Annotated in this window: 17 protein-coding genes; 12 read left to right on the forward strand and 5 right to left on the reverse strand. The window is 60.2% G+C overall.

What is annotated here, in order from left to right; translation table 11 throughout:
- Nucleotides 1–224: 224 nt before the first annotated feature.
- From EDE09_RS21570 to EDE09_RS21580, 3 genes are read left to right on the forward strand one after another with little or no spacing between them, the layout of a single operon-like run.
- A complete protein-coding gene (locus tag EDE09_RS21570; RefSeq protein WP_132412847.1) occupies nucleotides 225–2018 on the forward strand; it encodes an acetolactate synthase 3 large subunit in 1794 nt (597 codons plus the stop codon).
- Nucleotides 2019–2067: 49 nt separating this feature from the next.
- Nucleotides 2068–2640, forward strand: coding sequence for an acetolactate synthase small subunit (ilvN, locus tag EDE09_RS21575; protein ID WP_105373805.1), 573 nt, complete (start codon nucleotides 2068–2070; stop codon nucleotides 2638–2640).
- Between the two features lie 44 nt (nucleotides 2641–2684).
- The gene (locus tag EDE09_RS21580) at nucleotides 2685–3689 is read left to right on the forward strand and encodes a capsular biosynthesis protein (protein ID WP_245505217.1); all 1005 of its coding nucleotides are present in this window, start codon (nucleotides 2685–2687) and stop codon (nucleotides 3687–3689) included.
- A gap of 6 nt (nucleotides 3690–3695) precedes the next feature.
- Here the strand turns inward: EDE09_RS21580 and EDE09_RS21585 are convergent, their stop codons facing one another.
- A complete protein-coding gene (locus tag EDE09_RS21585) occupies nucleotides 3696–4538 on the reverse strand; it encodes an aldo/keto reductase (protein ID WP_132412849.1) in 843 nt (280 codons plus the stop codon).
- Nucleotides 4539–4708: 170 nt separating this feature from the next.
- On the opposite strand from EDE09_RS21585, the gene EDE09_RS21590 reads away from it, so the two are divergent.
- The 5 genes from EDE09_RS21590 to EDE09_RS21610 all read left to right on the forward strand — a co-directional run bounded on the left by EDE09_RS21590 (nucleotide 4709) and on the right by EDE09_RS21610 (nucleotide 8209).
- On the forward strand, nucleotides 4709–5302 hold the full coding sequence (locus EDE09_RS21590) for a LysE family translocator (protein WP_132412851.1): 594 nt from the start codon (nucleotides 4709–4711) through the stop codon (nucleotides 5300–5302).
- An 11-nt stretch (nucleotides 5303–5313) separates the two neighbouring features.
- The gene (nthA, locus tag EDE09_RS21595) at nucleotides 5314–5940 is read left to right on the forward strand and encodes a nitrile hydratase subunit alpha (RefSeq protein WP_132412853.1); all 627 of its coding nucleotides are present in this window, start codon (nucleotides 5314–5316) and stop codon (nucleotides 5938–5940) included.
- Nucleotides 5937–6596: a nitrile hydratase subunit beta gene (gene nthB, locus EDE09_RS21600; RefSeq protein WP_132412855.1), complete on the forward strand. Its 660-nt coding sequence runs from the start codon at nucleotides 5937–5939 to the stop codon at nucleotides 6594–6596. Before nthA ends, nthB begins: the two co-directional genes overlap by 4 nt.
- A complete protein-coding gene (locus EDE09_RS21605; RefSeq protein ID WP_132412857.1) occupies nucleotides 6583–6954 on the forward strand; it encodes a nitrile hydratase accessory protein in 372 nt (123 codons plus the stop codon). Before nthB ends, EDE09_RS21605 begins: the two co-directional genes overlap by 14 nt.
- A 130-nt stretch (nucleotides 6955–7084) precedes the next feature.
- Entirely contained in the window at nucleotides 7085–8209 is a 1125-nt protein-coding gene (locus EDE09_RS21610; protein WP_132412859.1) for an ATP-dependent RecD-like DNA helicase, read from the forward strand.
- Here the strand turns inward: EDE09_RS21610 and EDE09_RS21615 are convergent, their stop codons facing one another.
- On the reverse strand, nucleotides 8210–8896 hold the full coding sequence (locus tag EDE09_RS21615; RefSeq protein WP_132412861.1) for a MerR family transcriptional regulator: 687 nt from the start codon (nucleotides 8894–8896) through the stop codon (nucleotides 8210–8212). It abuts the gene before it with no gap.
- Between the two features lie 333 nt (nucleotides 8897–9229).
- Here EDE09_RS21615 and EDE09_RS21620 point away from each other — a divergent pair, with 333 nt between their 5' ends.
- Nucleotides 9230–9982: a pyridoxine 5'-phosphate synthase gene (locus EDE09_RS21620; protein WP_132412863.1), complete on the forward strand. Its 753-nt coding sequence runs from the start codon at nucleotides 9230–9232 to the stop codon at nucleotides 9980–9982.
- Here EDE09_RS21620 and EDE09_RS21625 read toward each other — a convergent pair.
- The 3 genes from EDE09_RS21625 to EDE09_RS21635 all read right to left on the reverse strand — a co-directional run bounded on the left by EDE09_RS21625 (nucleotide 9979) and on the right by EDE09_RS21635 (nucleotide 12666).
- Nucleotides 9979–10926: a helix-turn-helix domain-containing GNAT family N-acetyltransferase gene (locus EDE09_RS21625; RefSeq protein WP_132412865.1), complete on the reverse strand. Its 948-nt coding sequence runs from the start codon at nucleotides 10924–10926 to the stop codon at nucleotides 9979–9981. The genes EDE09_RS21620 and EDE09_RS21625 overlap by 4 nt on opposite strands.
- Nucleotides 10927–10984: 58 nt before the next feature.
- On the reverse strand, nucleotides 10985–11701 hold the full coding sequence (locus tag EDE09_RS21630; protein WP_132412867.1) for an aspartate/glutamate racemase family protein: 717 nt from the start codon (nucleotides 11699–11701) through the stop codon (nucleotides 10985–10987).
- 80 nt (nucleotides 11702–11781) lie between these two features.
- Entirely contained in the window at nucleotides 11782–12666 is an 885-nt protein-coding gene (locus EDE09_RS21635) for an SDR family oxidoreductase (RefSeq protein ID WP_132412869.1), read from the reverse strand.
- Between the two features lie 152 nt (nucleotides 12667–12818).
- Here EDE09_RS21635 and EDE09_RS21640 point away from each other — a divergent pair, with 152 nt between their 5' ends.
- From EDE09_RS21640 to glmS, 3 genes are all read left to right on the forward strand, one after another.
- Nucleotides 12819–13229 carry a helix-turn-helix domain-containing protein gene (locus tag EDE09_RS21640; protein WP_132412871.1) on the forward strand — a complete coding sequence of 137 codons (411 nt, stop codon included), beginning with the start codon at nucleotides 12819–12821 and terminating at the stop codon, nucleotides 13227–13229.
- Nucleotides 13230–13443: 214 nt separating this feature from the next.
- Complete coding sequence (glmU, locus tag EDE09_RS21645) at nucleotides 13444–14805, forward strand: bifunctional UDP-N-acetylglucosamine diphosphorylase/glucosamine-1-phosphate N-acetyltransferase GlmU (protein ID WP_132412873.1); 1362 nt, start codon at nucleotides 13444–13446, stop codon at nucleotides 14803–14805.
- A gap of 122 nt (nucleotides 14806–14927) precedes the next feature.
- On the forward strand, nucleotides 14928–16754 hold the full coding sequence (glmS, locus tag EDE09_RS21650; RefSeq protein WP_132412875.1) for a glutamine--fructose-6-phosphate transaminase (isomerizing): 1827 nt from the start codon (nucleotides 14928–14930) through the stop codon (nucleotides 16752–16754).
- The last annotated feature ends 57 nt before the right edge of the window (nucleotides 16755–16811 follow it).

The raw sequence follows: 16811 nt of genomic DNA on the forward strand, positions 1-16811 counted from the left end.
CAAGGTGGCGTTGACGAAAGCAATTTATCTGGCTAACACTTCGCGCCATGAAAATATCGATCGCTCTTATTGTGGTGGGAACGCGCATGGGCAGGATGGTGTAACCATCCGGCGACAGCCACCCATGCGCGGAAAGACAGGCTCCTCAAGGGGCCTTTTTTTGTGCCTTAAATCCGGCTCGGAGGAGCCGCCGGTAAAAATCCAGCAGCGAATGGACCAAGACAATGACGGACAGCAATAACCAGATGCCAGATAACCGGATGACTGGCGCAGAGATCGTTCTGAGAGCGCTGAAGGACAACGGCGTCGAGCACATTTTCGGATATCCCGGCGGTGCCGTTCTGCCGATCTATGACGAGATCTTTCAGCAGGAGGAGGTTCAGCACATTCTCGTGCGTCACGAGCAGGGCGCCGGCCACGCGGCTGAAGGTTACGCCCGCTCCACCGGCAAGGTCGGCGTCATGCTGGTGACGTCAGGCCCGGGTGCGACGAATGCAGTCACGCCGCTTCAGGACGCACTGATGGATTCTGTGCCGCTGGTCTGCCTGACCGGCCAGGTACCGACCACGCTCATCGGTTCGGATGCTTTCCAGGAATGCGATACGGTCGGCATTACGCGCCCCTGCACCAAGCACAACTGGCTGGTCAAGGATGTCAACGAACTCGCCGGCATCATCCACGAAGCCTTCCGGATCGCCCAGACCGGCCGTCCGGGTCCGGTCGTCGTCGATATCCCGAAAGACATCCAGTTCGCGACGGGCACCTATACGCCGAAGCCCGAAATGGCTGCCAATATCAGCTATCAGCCGAGGACGCAGGGCGATCTGAAGGCCATCCAGGCCGCGATCGATCTGATGGCCACAGCGCGCCGCCCGATCCTCTATACCGGCGGCGGCGTCATCAATTCCGGACCGGAGGCCTCGCGCCTGCTGCGCGAACTGGTCGAGCTCACCGGTTTCCCGATCACCTCCACGCTGATGGGACTGGGCGCCTATCCTGCGTCCGGCACGAACTGGCTCGGCATGCTCGGCATGCATGGCTCCTACGAGGCCAACATGGCGATGCACGATTGCGACGTGATGGTCTGCATCGGCGCCCGTTTCGACGATCGCATCACCGGCCGCCTCAACGCATTCTCGCCGAACTCGCGCAAGGTTCACATCGACATCGATCCGTCCTCGATCAACAAGAATGTTCACGTCGATATCCCGGTCCTCGGCGATGTCGGCAGCGTCCTGGAGGACATGGTTCGGTTGTGGCGGGCTCTGCCAAAGAAGCCGGCGAAAGCGCAGACGGAAGAATGGTGGCAGGAGATCGCCCGCTGGCGGGCCCGCAAGTCCTTCTCCTATAAGAACTCCAACGATGTCATCATGCCGCAATATGCGCTGCAGCGGCTCCATGAATTGACGAAAGGCCGCAATACCTACATCACCACCGAGGTCGGCCAGCATCAGATGTGGGCGGCGCAGTTCATCGACTTCGAGGAACCCAATCGCTGGATGACCTCCGGTGGCCTCGGCACCATGGGCTACGGCTTCCCCGCCGCAATCGGCGTCCAGGTGGCGCATCCGGATGCACTCGTCATCGACGTTGCCGGCGACGCATCGATCCAGATGTGCATCCAGGAAATGTCGACGGCGATCCAGTACAATCTGCCGGTCAAGATCTTCATCCTGAACAACCAGTATATGGGCATGGTCCGCCAGTGGCAGCAGCTGCTGCACGGCAACCGCCTGTCGAACTCCTATACGGAAGCGATGCCGGACTTCGTGAAGCTTGCTGAAGCCTACGGCGCCGTTGGCATGTATTGCGACGATCCGAAGGGGCTGGACGGTAAGATAGAGGAGATGATAGCGGTCAAGAAGCCGGTCATCTTCGACTGCCGCGTTGCCAATCTCGCCAACTGCTTCCCGATGATTCCCTCGGGCAAGGCGCATAACGAGATGCTGCTGCCGGACGAAGCAAGTGACGAAGCGGTTGCCAATGCGATCGATGCGAAGGGCCGCCAGCTCGTCTGAGGCGAGCTGCGAACCTTAAACTGAATTCTGAGGAAACGGACCCAATACCATGAATGCGCATCAGCAACCAACCGGATCTGCCTATTTCATTGCGCCGGAAACGGCTAAGGCGGAGAGCCACACGCTCTCCGTTCTCGTCAACAATGAGCCGGGCGTGCTTGCCCGGGTGATCGGGCTTTTCTCCGGGCGCGGCTACAATATCGAAAGCCTCACGGTTTCGGAAACTGAACACGAGGCCCATCTTTCCCGCATCACCATCGTGACGCGCGGCACGCCGACGGTTCTGGAGCAGATCAAGGCACAGCTGGAACGGATCGTGCCGGTCCATCGCGTCGTCGATCTGACCGTGCGCGCTCGCGAACTCGGTCAGGAGCGGCCGATCGAGCGCGAGGTCGCGCTGGTCAAGGTCGTCGGTCGGGGAGAGCATCGTGCTGAGGCCTTGCGGCTCGCGGACGCCTTCCACGCCAAGGTGGTCGATGCCACGGTCGAGCATTTCATCCTCGAGATCACCGGCAAGTCCTCCAAGATCGATCAGTTCGTCGCGGTCATGAAGCCGCTCGGCCTGGTTGAGGTCTGCCGTACCGGCATTGCCGCTATGAACCGCGGTCCCCAGGGAATGTGAGCAGCCGTTCAGGAATGTTCGGGGAGAGGGTCGGGATCGATTTCATGAAAGATTGGTACCCTCCTGTCGGCATGCGCCTCGGCGCCACCCATTACGTGACGCGATCTGCTCCATGGCTGAAGCACTATTTCGGCTTACAGAAATTGGAGTCTGCATTTACGCCGGGGATCAGGGGTATCGTGTTCTGGGGTGGACGATCCACCGCCCAGCTGGCGCGCCGCATAGCCTTGGTCCGCAGGCTGCCCTATTGGTATCTCGAAGATGGGTACATTCGCTCCGTGGGACTCGGCAAGGAGAATACCTTGCCGATTTCCATCGCTGTCGACGATCTGGGCATGCCGGTGGATGCTTCCAGGGCGTCTCGTCTGGAGCAATTGATCGCGGGTTCGGCGCAGATGGATGTGGGGGCGCTTGGGTCGGATATCCGCAATGTGCTCGTGGAAAACAGGCTCTCGAAATACAACAACCTGCCGCACCGGGAGGTTAAGCTCGAGCGGACGACGAAGCGTCGTATTCTCTTGGTGGACCAGGTGTTCGGTGACGTTTCCGTTCCGATGTCCGGCGGCTCGCCGGAAAGCTTCGCACGGATGCTCGATGATGCCGTGGCAAGCGGCGCTCAATGCGTGGTGCGTACGCATCCGGATGTGATGGCCGGTTTCCGCAAGGGCTATCTGACGGAAAAAGCAGCCCGGACGCCGGGCGTGATCCTGCTCTCGGACGCGGTCTCGGTGTCTTCCATACTGGCGGCAGTGGACGAGGTCTGGACCGTTTCAAGTCAGTTCGGGCTCGATGCCTTGCTGCGGGGCCTGCCTGTGCGGTGTTATGGAGCGCCTTTCTACTCCGGCTGGGGCCTGACAGAAGACAGGTTGAGCCAATTTTCGAGGACAATGCTGCCACGACGGCGGGCGCGGCCGAGTATCGATCAACTGATCGCCGCGACCTTCGCGCTCTATCCCAGCTACCGCGACACACGGACATGGGTGGAGATCGACGTCTTCCGGGCGGTGGATGCGTTGGCCGCCGAGCGGAAGGCGCTCGATCTGGACTGAGAACGTCTAGATCATCGCCAATGGTCTTTTTTCCGTTGGCGGTGGAAAGGCGGCATCGAGGGCTGCCCAGTCCTCGTCGCTGATCTCCAGCTCCGCGGCGGCGGCATTTTCGGCAACCCGATCCGGATGGGCGGATTTGGGGATGGCGATCACACCCTCGCGCTCCAGCAGGAAGGCTAGAGCCACTTGCGCCGGCGTCGCCTGATAGGCCTTGGAAATGTGGATCAGGGTGTCGTTGCGGACGAGCCTCCCTTGCTCGATCGGCGAATAGGCCATGATGGCGATTCCGCGTTGCTGGCACCAGGGCAGAAGGTCGTATTCGATGCCCCGGCGGGAGAGATTATAGAGGACCTGGTTGGCGGCGCAATTCTTGCCCTCCGGTACGATCATCAGTTCTTCCATATCCGCGACATCGAAATTCGAGACGCCCCAGGCGCCGATCTTGCCGTCTCGGCGCAGTTCCTCGAAACCGGCGACGGTTTCGGCAAGCGGATGTTCGCCGCGCCAGTGCAGAAGATAAAGATCGAGACGGTCGGTTCTCAGCCGTTTCAGGCTGCGTTCACAGGCATCGATCACGCCCTGGCGGCTTGCGTTCCACGGATAGACCTTGCTGACCAGGAATACTTCGTCGCGGCGGCCGGCAATGGCTGCGCCGGTGATCTTCTCGGCTCCGCCTTCGGCATACATTTCGGCGGTGTCGATCAAGGTCATCCCGAGATCGAGGCCGCGTTTCAGGCTTTCGATCTCGGCATTTGCCTTGCGGATGTCCTCCCCCATGTTCCAGGTGCCAAGGCCGAGGGCCGGCACGGAGACGCCAGAGGGCAGAGTGACTGTAGGGATATCGGGCATTGGGACCTCGGCCTATCGATTGCGGGCGTTCGTGCTATTCAGATATAGCTTTAACCCAAGCTTCCAAGTTCCGCTTGCGGATCGACCGGAACGATCCTATCACCGGCATAAGGCCTCCCGCAGAGGAGGCGACGCAGATAACGGGATCGGATTGGCGCTCGGGAGTTCTTATGCCGCTGGAAACTTTTCTGGCCCTTGTCCTGTTCGCCTTCACCACTTCGATCACGCCAGGGCCGAACAACATGATGCTTTTCGCGTCGGGTGTGAATTTCGGATTTGCGCGAACGATCCCGCACATGCTGGGCATCGGCGTCGGTTTTCTTTCGCTGCTGATCGCCGTCGGGCTGGGGCTCGGGGCGCTGCTGCAGACCGTCCCGGTCGTCTATACCACGCTGAAATTCGCAGGCGGGCTGTACCTGGTGTGGATCGCCTGGAAGATCGGGACTTCGCGCAGCCTCTCGGAGGGCAAGACCGGCGCGCGGCCGATGACCTTTTTCGGTGCCGCAGCCTTTCAATGGGTCAATCCGAAGGCCTGGGTCATGGCAGTGACCGCCATGGCAACCTACACCAATCCCGAATATTATGTACCGACCGTGCTCCTGGTGGGGCTCGCATTTGCCGCCGTCAACGTGCCGAGCGTATCCACATGGGCAGGTTTCGGATCTGCCTTGCGGGAGTGGCTGTCCGTGCCGGTCAGGCTGAAATGGTTCAATATCACGATGGCCGTCTTGCTCGTCGCAAGCCTCTGGCCGATGCTGCGATGAAGGAAATGGGCATGTCTGCAGACCATCATCACCATCACCATGATCATCACCACGACAACCGCTATAGCGACATGCAGGCGCGGGTCAGGGCGCTGGAAACCGTCCTGACGGAAAAGGGGTTGATCGACCCGGCGGCGATCGATGTGATCGTCGAGACTTACGAAACAAAGGTCGGGCCTCGCAATGGCGCTCACGTTGTCGCCAAGGCCTGGAGCGATCCGCAATTCGCCGAGTGGCTGAAAGAGGACGCGACAGCTGCAATCGCGAGTCTGGGCTATGCCGGCCGCCAGGGCGAACACATGCGGGCGGTGTTCAACACGCCGGAAACGCATAACCTCGTGGTTTGCACGCTCTGCTCCTGTTATCCCTGGGCGGTGCTTGGCCTTCCGCCCGTTTGGTACAAGGCGCCGGCCTACCGGTCTCGTGCGGTCATCGATCCCCGCGGCGTGCTTACCGAATTCGGGCTGACCCTGCCGGACGACAAGAAGATACGGGTGTGGGATTCGACCGCCGAACTTCGCTATCTCGTCATTCCCGAACGGCCGGACGGCACCGAGAACATGAGCGAGGAGGAGCTTGCGAAACTCGTCAGCCGCGACGCGATGATCGGCACGGCGATTGCGGGGGTGCCGGCATGAACGGCCCCCATGATCTTGGTGGGCAGATGGGCTTCGGCCCCGTAGCGCCCGAAAAGGACGAGCCCTATTTTCACGCCGAGTGGGAAAAGCGGGCACTCGGGATTACGCTCTCCTGTGGCGCCTTCGGTGCCTGGACTATCGACGAAAGCCGCCATGCGCGCGAAAACATCCCGCCGGCGGATTATCTCTCCGCCAGCTATTACGAGATTTGGACGCGGGCGCTGGAAGTGCTGCTCGAAAGGCATGGTTTTGCCACAAGAGGCGAGATCGACGCAGGCGTAAAGCAGATGGAGCCGGCAACGCCGAAGCGTATTCTGAAGGCCGACATGGTGCCGGCAGTGCTCGCCCGCGGCGGACCTTGCGACCGCCCGGTGGAGACCGAGCCGCTCTTCCGGCCGGGCGAAAAGGTCAGGACGAAGAATTTCAATCCGCAGACCCATACGCGTTTGCCGCGCTACGCCCGCGCCAAAACCGGTATCGTGGAGGCGGTCCAGGGATCATACGTCTTTCCGGATGACAACGCCCACGGTAACGGCGAGAACCCCCAATGGGTCTATACGGTCGTCTTCGACGCTGGCGAGATCTGGGGCGAGGGCGCCGATCCGACATTGACCATCTCCGTCGACGCCTGGGAGAGTTACCTTGAGCGCCTGTGAAATTCCGTCGCCGCTTGCGCGTTCGCCCGGTTTGCCGAAGTCGCCGGAGGGAGATCCGACCTTTCCCGAACCCTGGGCCGCGGAAGCCTTCGCAATGGCCGTGTATCTGCACGAGAGGGGCGTCTTTACCTGGAGCGAATGGGCGGAGGCGCTTTCCACAGAGGTGCACAAGCCCGGTCGCGCCGAGGACGGCAGTGACTATTTCGACTGCTGGGTGGCCGCGCTGTCCGGTCTTCTGGTCGATAAAGGCATTGCGGACGCCGATGCCATTCTTTCTCTTCAGAAAAGCTGGCAGCGGGCGGCGGAAGCGACACCGCATGGCCGACCGATTGAGCTTGAGAACGACCCGCTGCGGTGAAGGCCCAGGCTCGGAATTTTCCGTCTACGCGGCATGTATCTGCTAGCAGTTGAACGTCTTCGCCTCAGCTTGATCTACTTTCGTTCTTTTTCTGTTGCGATTCCTCCTCGAATCCTGCCAAGTCGCGCCCATGCAATTTGCACCGCAACAGGACGAGGCTCTCAAAGCCGTTTCCCGCTGGCTGAAGGACGGCCGTAGCCAGATTTTCCGGCTGTTCGGTTATGCCGGCACAGGCAAGACGACGCTCGCCAAGCATTTTGCCGAAAATGTCGATGGCGACGTTCCGTTCGCCGCCTTCACCGGCAAGGCCGCTCAGGTGCTGCGTTCCAAGGGTGCGCGGAATGCAAAGACCATCCATTCGTTGATCTACCGCCCGCGCGGCGAGGAGGCCGTGGAGGATGAGGAAACCGGCAAGACCTCCATCGCGCCGATGTTTTCGATCAATCGCCAGAGCCCGGTCGCCAAGGCTGCACTGATCATCATCGACGAATGCTCGATGGTGGACGAGGCTTTGGGCAAGGATTTGATGAGCTTCGGTACGCCGATCCTGGTGCTCGGCGACCCAGGCCAGCTGCCGCCGGTTTCAGGGGGCGGTTTCTTCACCGAGCAGGAGCCGGATTATCTGCTTACCGATATCCACCGTCAGGCTCGCGACAACCCGATCATCCAGCTCGCCATGAATGTGCGCGAAGGCAAGGAGATCATGTATGGCGACTATGGGACGGCGAAGGTAATCTCACGCGACGAGGTGACCCAGCCGCTGGTGCTGGAGGCGGACCAGGTATTGGTCGGCACCAACAAGACCCGCAAGCGCTACAACCAAAGGCTCCGGGAGCTGAAGGGCTTTACGGCAGACTACCCCCAATCCGGCGACAAGCTGGTCTGCCTGCGCAACGATCAGGTGAAGGGCTTGCTCAACGGTTCGCTCTGGCAGGTGATGAGCTCCTCCCGGGAGACCGTAAAGCCCGGGATCAATCTCATGATCCGGCCCGAAGACGACGACATGGATCGCGGTGCGGCGAAGATCAAACTCCTCAAGCAGGCGTTCGAAAGCGACGAGGAAATCCCCTGGTCGACACGCAAGCGCTACGACGAGTTCGACTACGGCTACGCTCTGACTGTTCACAAGGCGCAGGGCTCTCAATGGAACAATGTCGTGCTGTTCGACGAGAGCTTTGCCTTCCGCGATACGCGCGAGCGCTGGCTCTATACCGCGATCACCCGTGCGGCCGAGACATTGACCATTGTGCGCTGATCAATTCGGCACCATGCCGAGCAGCAGCGCCTTCGCGACAGCCTGGAAACGGTTGGTGGCCTGAAATTTCCGGATGATGCCGTCTTCCATCTCGCGGAGTTCTTCGAATGGCAGATCGAGGGTGCGGGCAAGGCGTGGTGCGGAATAACCTTCGGCCATCAGCGCCAGACACCGTTTCTCGATGTCGGACAAGACCAGCGACATGGGGCGCGCCGCCTCACTCGTGTCATCCTCATCTTCCGTCGAAAGAAGGCTTTCGATCTGCTGCATCTGCCGGCGGATATTGGATATGTCCGCGGTCAACTCTCGCTTGCGCCGCGACAGCATGTTCTGGAAGAGTTCGTCCGCTTCCGCCTGGGAGGCTGCGCCGGCCAGTTCATCCATCAATTCCTGGATCACCGCGACCGACATGCCGATCTCCCGGCAGGCATTGATCACCGCCATGCGCTGGATATGTTCGCTGCCATAGACCCGCATGGTGCCTGACCGTTCGGCGGTGATCAGTCCCTTTTCCTCGTAAAAGTGCAAGGTGCGATGGGTGACGCCGAAGAGGTCTGCCATCTCGGCAATCGCCAGCGGTTCCTCCGGTAATTCGAAGGGCAAGGAAACCTGGGGAAGAAACTTGGTCTGTCCACCGGCTGTCACTGCATTGAGTCCGGCTGTCGGGTATCTGGCGTCGCTTCGCATCGGGCCTCCCTGCGAATGGCGTCTATCTAGAGCTCACCCCAGAGTTGCACGCGCATGGCGCGTCTTCGGTTGAGCGCTCGGTACTGAAAACGCGGACCCGATATGATTGGCTAACAGAATTCGCCGGCAAGCCCTGTATCCCGCCGCCTTCGGTCCGGCCGGCGAATTCTGTTAGCAATACATTATGTAAAATTTTCGAAAATGATAGCCCCTCAAGCCACGTGGATTCTCGTCGATGAAAACTCTTTATAGGTGTAATTCCTCAAAGCCGGTGGCGTTCGCGCGATCCATGCCCTAAAAGCTCGGCACCTCCTCTGAAAAACGGATATTGCCATGCCGACCAAGCTCTCCGTAAATCTCAACGCCGTCGCCATGTTGCGCAACCGCCGGGACCTTCCCTGGCCAAGCGTCGAGGGACTGGGGCGGATTGCGCTTCAGGCGGGAGCGGCCGGGCTGACCGTGCATCCGCGTCCTGATCAACGGCACATCCGTTTTTCCGACCTGCCGGTAATCCGCGCTTTGATCGACGACGAATTCCCCACGGCGGAATTCAACATCGAAGGTTATCCCAGCGAAGACTTTCTGGCGCTCTGCGAGAAGACCGAACCGCAACAGGTGACCCTTGTGCCGGACGATCCGAGCCAGGCGACGTCGGACCACGGGTTTGACTTCCGTGCCACCGGTGAAATGCTGAAGCCGATTGTCGCGCGCCTCAAGAGGAAAGGAATGCGGGTTTCGCTATTTGCCGATGGCGATGGAGACGTGGAGGCGATCAAGCTGGCGAAGGCGACGGGAGCCGATCGCATCGAGCTTTATACCGGCCCTTACGGCGGCTGCTTCGATGACCCGCAGCGCGGCGCAGAGATCCTTGAAATGCTCGGGCGTACTGCGGACGCGGCATTGAGCGAAGGGCTCGGGGTCAACGCCGGCCACGATCTGACGGTCGCCAATCTGCCCGCGCTCGTGAGGCGGATCCCACACCTGGCCGAAGTTTCGATCGGCCACGGATTGACCGCGGATGCCTTGGAATATGGCATGGCGGAAACCGTGCGCCGTTTCCGCCGCGCATGTGGACAGACAAATTAAGCGGCGGAGAGCTTTGCCTCGCCGAGTTCGAGTTCCCAGGTCTGGCCGGTGCATTCCGGCCCGAACATCACATGTCTCTCCTCGGAGACAAGTTTGAAGCCTGTCTTCTCATAAATGTGGATGGCGGCTGACAGCACATCATTGGTCCAGAGGGACAGTTTTCGATAGCCGGCTAAGGTTGAAAACTTGATACATTGATCCACCAGCGTCCGGCCGAGGCCGAGGCCGCGGGCAGCCGGGTCGAGATAGAGAAGGCGCAGTTTCGCGACTCCGTCGCCACCATCGGCCACCAGCACCGAGCCGACCCTTCGGCCGTTGCGTTCCGCGATCCAGCAGCGCTCGCGCTCGGGATTGAAGTTGGCGATGAACTTGCCGGCGACGTCTGCGATCAGTCCCTCGAATTTTTCGTTCCAGCCGTATTCGCGGGCATAGGCGGTCGCCTGGGCTTCAATGAGCCATCCTATATCGCCTATCCGGTGCGGCCGAATGACCACAGGCGGCGGGGGTGTCGCCGATTTCGGGTCGAGGATCATCCGGATCGCCTGCATGGAGTCGATCAGCTTTTCGCGGTCGGTCTCGTCCACATGGCCAAGATCGTTTTCGATCTGCCGACGCGAACGCTCGGCGAGCATTTCGTATTCGGCTCGTCCCTTCGCTGTGATAGCCAATACTTGGCTTCGCTTGTCTGCAGGGTCGGGCTGGCTGTCGATAAAGCCTAACTCTCGAAACTTTTTTAGCACCCGGCTCAGATAGGCGGGATCGAGGCCGAGATCATGGTTGAGTTCCGTGGCGGATACGCGCCTGCGCGACCCCATCTCGTAAAGGATGCGCGCTTCCGTCAGCGTGTAAGGAGACTCGAGATAGCCCTTCGCGAGCAAGCCGAGTTTGTTCGTGTAAAATCGGTTGAAGGCGCGAACGGTGTCCAGGAAGGCAAGGTCAGTCATGGCAAAAACCTCCGATCAAGAGATTTTTGTCCACCAAATATTTGACTGAGTCAACTAATTAAGCTGCGGCCTGACTTGCTGTCGCGTCGCCGAGAGCGAAATCCACGGCAACTTTTGCGTGGACTGTTGTGGAATCAACGCCCGGAAGCGGCAGGTTTTCCGGATCGAGAAGGAGGCAGATTTCAGTACAGCCTAGGATGATGCTGTCTGCGCCCTCGGCCTTGGCCTTTTCGATCATGGCAATCGCGCGGTGGCGGGACGCCTCGGCAACGGTCCCGGCGCACAGTTCATTAAAGATGATGTTATGGATATCCGTGCGGTCATCGGCGTCCGGAACCATGACGTCGATGCCGAGCGATTTCATGCGCTCTCCGTAGAATCCATGTTCCATGGTGTATCGGGTCGCGAGCAGAAGCGGACGCGACAGGCCCAGCGATTTCAGCGCTTTGGCCGTTTCGTCGATGATATGGATGACGGGTACGTCAACTGCTGCCTGGACCTCTGGCGCGACGAGGTGCATGGTATTGGTGCAGATCAGGACGCATTCGGCGCCAGCGCTCTGGAGGCTGCTTGCGCTGTTTGCGAGATGCTCGGCCGCCAGATCCCAGCGGCCGGCTTTCTGCATGTCGACGACTTCGGCAAAATTGACCGAATGGAGGAAAACGTTGGCTGACGCAAGACCGCCGAGGCGGTCGCGGACCATCTCGTTGATGAGCCGGTAATAGACCGCGGTGCTTTCGAAGCTCATCCCACCAATCAAGCCAATCGCGCGCATTTTTTCTCCAAATCAGATAGAATTTAGTAACTCCATCTAATTATCTCGAATTTTGGAGATTTGCAATCCTTGGCATTGAGCTAGCCTGATAACGCTGCTTTCTGCGTTTCCAGATAGGCGGCAAGCGGTTGCGGCGCGGCTCCCGTCAGCTTTTCGAAGGCGTCCGTCAGCAGGTCGAAATTACCGGCTCGAATGTTGGCGTCCGCCGAAACCAGCATTTCTACGACAAAGGGCGGGAGGCCAGCGCCGGCAAGACCGTGAGAGAGTTGCTCATCCGTGACGTGAACGACCTCAAGTGGCTTTCCGGCAGCCTTTGAAACGCGTGCCGCGATGTCTTCGGCCGGCAGCGATTCGGGACCGGTAAGCGTCAGCGTCTGATTGCCGGCGGGCGGATTGGCGAGCGCAGCGGCTGCAGCGCGCGCGCAATCGTCGCGGCTGATGTTCGCCACCTTGCCGGCGCCCATGGCCGTATACCACCGTCCGACCTGCAGATTGTGCGGCATCGACATGAGGTAGTTGTCGCTGTACCAGGAATTGCGCAGGATCGTATAGGCGACGCCGCTCGCCTTGATCGCCTCTTCGGTCCCGAGGTGATCCGGAGCGAAGGTGACGAGCGATTTGTCCGGGTTGGGCATTGAGGTGTAGACGATGTGCTTCACGCCGGCCTTGGCTGCAGCAGCGACGGCGTTCCTGTGCTGGTTGAGTCGCTTTCCCGGGACAGCGAGTTCGTCCGTCGAGATGATCAGCACGCGGTCGATGCCCGTGAAGGCCTTTACCAGACCTGCCTCATCGTCGAAGTCGGCAGCGCGGGTTTCAATTCCCTCGGCTGCAAGCCCGGCCAGTTTTTGAGGATCGCGGCTTGCCGCGACGATATCGCCAGGCGCGACTTTGAAGGTCTGCGTCAGGTGACGCAGGACGGCGCGACCGAGTTGTCCGGCGGCGCCGGTGACGAGAAGTCTGGTCATCTCAAATCTTATCCTTCTATCGATGAAACCGGCGCTCTAGCGCGGGTGTAAATGTTGGTCTCAAAAAGAGACTAGCGCTAAAATAGGAATTGACGACTGACTGTAAAGAAGGCAGTTTTGGGGGAGATGGTTATCTGAAGGGAACCACCGTCATGGTGTTCAAGGCGGCGCATAAGCGTGTCCTCGACGGTCAGGAATGCGATATGTCCGGGTGGGATGCAGGAAATTGTCCGGTGCGCGACGTGATCGACCGCATCGCCGGCAAATGGTCGACGTTGCTGCTGGAAGCGCTGTCGCGTCGGCCCTATCGGTTCGGGGAGTTACGGCGGCTGGTGCCGGATATTTCCCAGCGCATGCTCACCCAGACGCTGCGCGATCTGCAACGGGACGGTTATATCGAACGGGAAGTGTTTCCGACAAAGCCGCCGAGCGTCGAATACCGGATGACGGATCTTGGTCGCTCGCTCTTCGAGCCGCTCTCCAAGGTCCTCCGATGGGCCGAAGAGAATCACTCCTTGGTCAAAGCCGCCCGCGTGCAGTACGACGAGAACGAATTGGCTTGATTTAAGAGGGGCGGGCGGATGTTTCCTTACCAACAGCCAAGCCCGCGTGAGACTACCGAATATTCTCGAAAAGCCTCGGTTGGCCAGTAAGCCTCGGACGTTCGATACGCGCCGGGCGCTAGCTCTTTTTGTTGCGCTTGCACACAAGCCGTTTATCGCGCTTCAACAATCTTGCTGCTAAAAGCCCGTGCAATCGCATGGAAGGAGATTTCCGATGAGCCGTTCTTGCCTTGCCGTCATCCTCGCAGCTGGCGACAGCACGCGGATGAAATCGTCGATGTCGAAAGTGCTGCACCCGGTCGCCGGCCGGCCGATGATCGCGCATGTCATGGCGGCTATCGCATCGACCGGCGTTTCCGATGCTGCTCTTGTCGTCGGGCGGGACGCGGAGGCGGTCGCCAGGGCCGGCGCGGTGGACGGTGTTTCCGTCGAGACATTCCTCCAGACCGAGCGTCTTGGAACGGGCCATGCAGTGCTGACGGCAAAGCAGGCGATTGCCCGCAGCTACGATGACGTTCTGATTGCCTATGGTGATGTTCCCCTCGTGACATCGGCGCCCTTTGCTGCGGCGCGCGAAAAGTTGGCGCAAGGTGCCGATGTCGTGGTCATCGGATTCCGCACCGACAAGCCGACCGGCTACGGTCGCCTCCTGGTGGAAAATGACGAGCTGATCGCGATCCGCGAAGAGAAGGACGCCACCGAGGAAGAGCGGAAAATCACTTGGTGCAATAGCGGGTTGATGGCGATAGACGGCCGGAAGGCATTGTCCTTTCTCGAAAAGATCAACAACCACAACGCAAAGGGTGAGTATTACCTTACCGATATCGTGGAAATCGCCCGTGCCGCCGGGGGCAGGGTCGTGGCCGTCGACGCTCCGGAAACGGAAGTTGCCGGCTGCAACAACCGCGCCGAACTCGCCTTTCTGGAAAAGCTCTGGCAGGAGCGCCGTCGTCACGAACTGATGGTCTCGGGCGTCACCATGATCGCGCCGGAGACGGTCTTCCTCTCCTACGATACCGAGATCGGCCAGGACGCGCTGGTCGAGCCGAACGTCGTGTTCGGGCCGGGCGTGACTGTGGAATCTGGTGCAGTGATCCATGCCTTCTCGCATCTTGAAGGCGCGCATGTCAGTGCCGGAGCGACTGTCGGACCGTTTGCACGCCTCCGCCCCGGAGCAGAGCTTTCGGCAGGCGCCAAGGTCGGCAATTTCTGCGAGGTCAAGAACGGTAAAATCGGCGAGGGGGCCAAGGTCAATCACCTGACCTATATCGGCGATGCCGTGATCGGCGCGCATGCGAATATCGGGGCAGGAACCATCACCTGCAACTACGACGGCGTGAACAAGCACGAAACGCGCATCGGCGCGAACACCTTTATTGGCTCGAATTCGGCCCTCGTCGCACCGGTGTCGATCGGCGACGGCGCTTACGTCGCCTCCGGCAGCGTCATTACCGAGAACGTGCCGGCGGACGCATTGGCATTCGGTCGGGCACGCCAGGAAGTAAAGCTCGAGCGTGCCAAAGTGATCCGGGAACGCGCCCTTGCGTTCAAGGCCGCTAAAAAGGCAACGAAATAAACAATTGCGCCTTAACCGCCGAGCATTACTTTCCGACATCGAAAGTGACCGCCGGGCCGATTGCGTCGGGCCGGCAATCGGCTAGGACTGCGCGGGTTCCAACGAAACGAAGAGGGTGGTTTATGTGCGGGATTGTCGGGATCGTCGGAAAAGAACCGGTGGCGGCGCGCCTGGTCGATGCGCTGCGGCGACTCGAATATCGCGGTTATGATTCCGCCGGCGTCGCGACCATCCACGACGGAAAAATGGACCGCCGTCGCGCCGAAGGAAAGCTCTTCAACCTCGAAAAGAAGCTTGATGCGGAGCCTCTGCCGGGCGCCATAGGCATTGCCCATACCCGTTGGGCGACCCACGGCGTGCCGAACGAGACCAACGCCCACCCGCATTTCGTCGAAGGCGTCGCCGTCGTCCATAACGGAATTATCGAGAATTTTTCCGAGCTGAAGGATGAACTGCTGGCTGAAGGCGCGGTTTTCCAGAGCCAGACGGATACCGAAGTCGTTGCCCATCTTCTGGCGAAATATGTCCGCCAGGGGCTCGATCACCGCGAGGCCATGCTCGCGATGCTGAACCGCGTTTCCGGCGCCTATGCGCTGGTGGTGATTTTCGAGGACGACCCGGCCACGATCATGGCAGCCCGCTTCGGGCCGCCGCTCGCCATCGGCCACGGTCGCGGCGAGATGTTTTTGGGTTCGGATGCCATAGCGCTCTCGCCCTTCACGAACGAGATCACCTATCTCGTCGATGGCGACTGCGCGATCATGACCCACAAGGGCGTCGAGATCATCGACTACGAGGGCAAACCCCTGAAGCGGCCAAGCCAGATTTCGCAGGCTTCCGCCTTCATGGTCGACAAGGGCAACCATCGCCATTTCATGGAGAAGGAGATCTACGAGCAGCCCGAGATCATTTCCCACGCGCTCAGCCACTATATCGATTTCGCCTCCCATACGGTGAAGTCGAATGAAACGGCGATCGATTTCGGCAAGGTCTCCGGCCTCGCCATTTCCGCCTGCGGCACGGCCTATCTCTCCGGTCTGGTCGGCAAATACTGGTTCGAACGTTATGCGCGCCTGCCGGTCGAGATCGACGTCGCCTCCGAATTCCGCTACCGCGAACTGCCGCTGTCGCCAAGGCAGGCGGCGCTTTTCATCTCGCAATCCGGCGAGACGGCGGACACGCTTGCCTCGCTTCGGTACTGCAAGGACCAGGGGCTGAAGATCGGCGCGGTCGTCAATGTCAAGGAATCGACAATAGCGCGTGAATCGGACGCGATCTTCCCGATCCTGGCAGGGCCGGAAATCGGCGTCGCCTCCACCAAAGCCTTCACCTGCCAACTTGCGGTGCTGGCCGCGCTTTCCATTGGCGCCGGTCGTGCCCGCGGCACCGTGACGGCCGGCGACGAAAGGGCGATGGTCAAGCATCTCGCCGAGATGCCGCGCATCATGAGCCGGGTGCTGAACGAGATCCAGCCGCAGATCGAGGTCCTGTCGCGCGATCTCTCACGTTTCAAGGACGTGCTTTATCTCGGCCGCGGCACGAGCTTTCCGCTTGCCATGGAAGGCGCGCTGAAGCTTAAGGAAATCTCTTATATCCATGCCGAAGGTTATGCTGCCGGGGAGCTCAAGCACGGGCCGATCGCGTTGATCGACGAGAACATGCCGGTAATCGTCATTGCGCCCCATGACCGTTTCTTCGAAAAGACCGTTTCGAACATGCAGGAAGTGGCGGCCCGCGGCGGCAAGATCATTTTCATCACCGACGAAAAGGGCGCCGCCGCGTCGCGACTGCCGACCATGGCGACAATCGCGCTGCCGAATGTCGATGAGATCATTGCGCCGATGATCTTTTCGCTGCCGATCCAGTTGCTGGCCTATCACACGGCAGTCTTCATGGGGACTGACGTCGACCAGCCGCGCAACCTCGCGAAATCCGTCACCGTCGAGTGATATCCGCCGCTTTTCCTTGCATCGCACCATCGCATCCTGCATTGTCGCATTCAAATG

Origin of the sequence: Neorhizobium sp. S3-V5DH (genome assembly GCF_004343065.1) — a bacterium.
Classification (GTDB): domain Bacteria; phylum Pseudomonadota; class Alphaproteobacteria; order Rhizobiales; family Rhizobiaceae; genus Neorhizobium; species Neorhizobium huautlense.

Coding starts and splice junctions, on each gene's coding strand:
- EDE09_RS21570 (WP_132412847.1), top strand. CDS start 225: ATGACGGACAGCAATAACCAGATGCCAGATAACCGGATGACTGGCGCA.
- ilvN (WP_105373805.1), top strand. CDS start 2,068: ATGAATGCGCATCAGCAACCAACCGGATCTGCCTATTTCATTGCGCCG.
- EDE09_RS21580 (WP_245505217.1), top strand. CDS start 2,685: ATGAAAGATTGGTACCCTCCTGTCGGCATGCGCCTCGGCGCCACCCAT.
- EDE09_RS21585 (WP_132412849.1), bottom strand. CDS start 4,538: ATGCCCGATATCCCTACAGTCACTCTGCCCTCTGGCGTCTCCGTGCCG.
- EDE09_RS21590 (WP_132412851.1), top strand. CDS start 4,709: ATGCCGCTGGAAACTTTTCTGGCCCTTGTCCTGTTCGCCTTCACCACT.
- nthA (WP_132412853.1), top strand. CDS start 5,314: ATGTCTGCAGACCATCATCACCATCACCATGATCATCACCACGACAAC.
- nthB (WP_132412855.1), top strand. CDS start 5,937: ATGAACGGCCCCCATGATCTTGGTGGGCAGATGGGCTTCGGCCCCGTA.
- EDE09_RS21610 (WP_132412859.1), top strand. CDS start 7,085: ATGCAATTTGCACCGCAACAGGACGAGGCTCTCAAAGCCGTTTCCCGC.
- EDE09_RS21615 (WP_132412861.1), bottom strand. CDS start 8,896: ATGCGAAGCGACGCCAGATACCCGACAGCCGGACTCAATGCAGTGACA.
- EDE09_RS21620 (WP_132412863.1), top strand. CDS start 9,230: ATGCCGACCAAGCTCTCCGTAAATCTCAACGCCGTCGCCATGTTGCGC.
- EDE09_RS21625 (WP_132412865.1), bottom strand. CDS start 10,926: ATGACTGACCTTGCCTTCCTGGACACCGTTCGCGCCTTCAACCGATTT.
- EDE09_RS21630 (WP_132412867.1), bottom strand. CDS start 11,701: ATGCGCGCGATTGGCTTGATTGGTGGGATGAGCTTCGAAAGCACCGCG.
- EDE09_RS21635 (WP_132412869.1), bottom strand. CDS start 12,666: ATGACCAGACTTCTCGTCACCGGCGCCGCCGGACAACTCGGTCGCGCC.
- EDE09_RS21640 (WP_132412871.1), top strand. CDS start 12,819: ATGGTGTTCAAGGCGGCGCATAAGCGTGTCCTCGACGGTCAGGAATGC.
- glmU (WP_132412873.1), top strand. CDS start 13,444: ATGAGCCGTTCTTGCCTTGCCGTCATCCTCGCAGCTGGCGACAGCACG.
- glmS (WP_132412875.1), top strand. CDS start 14,928: ATGTGCGGGATTGTCGGGATCGTCGGAAAAGAACCGGTGGCGGCGCGC.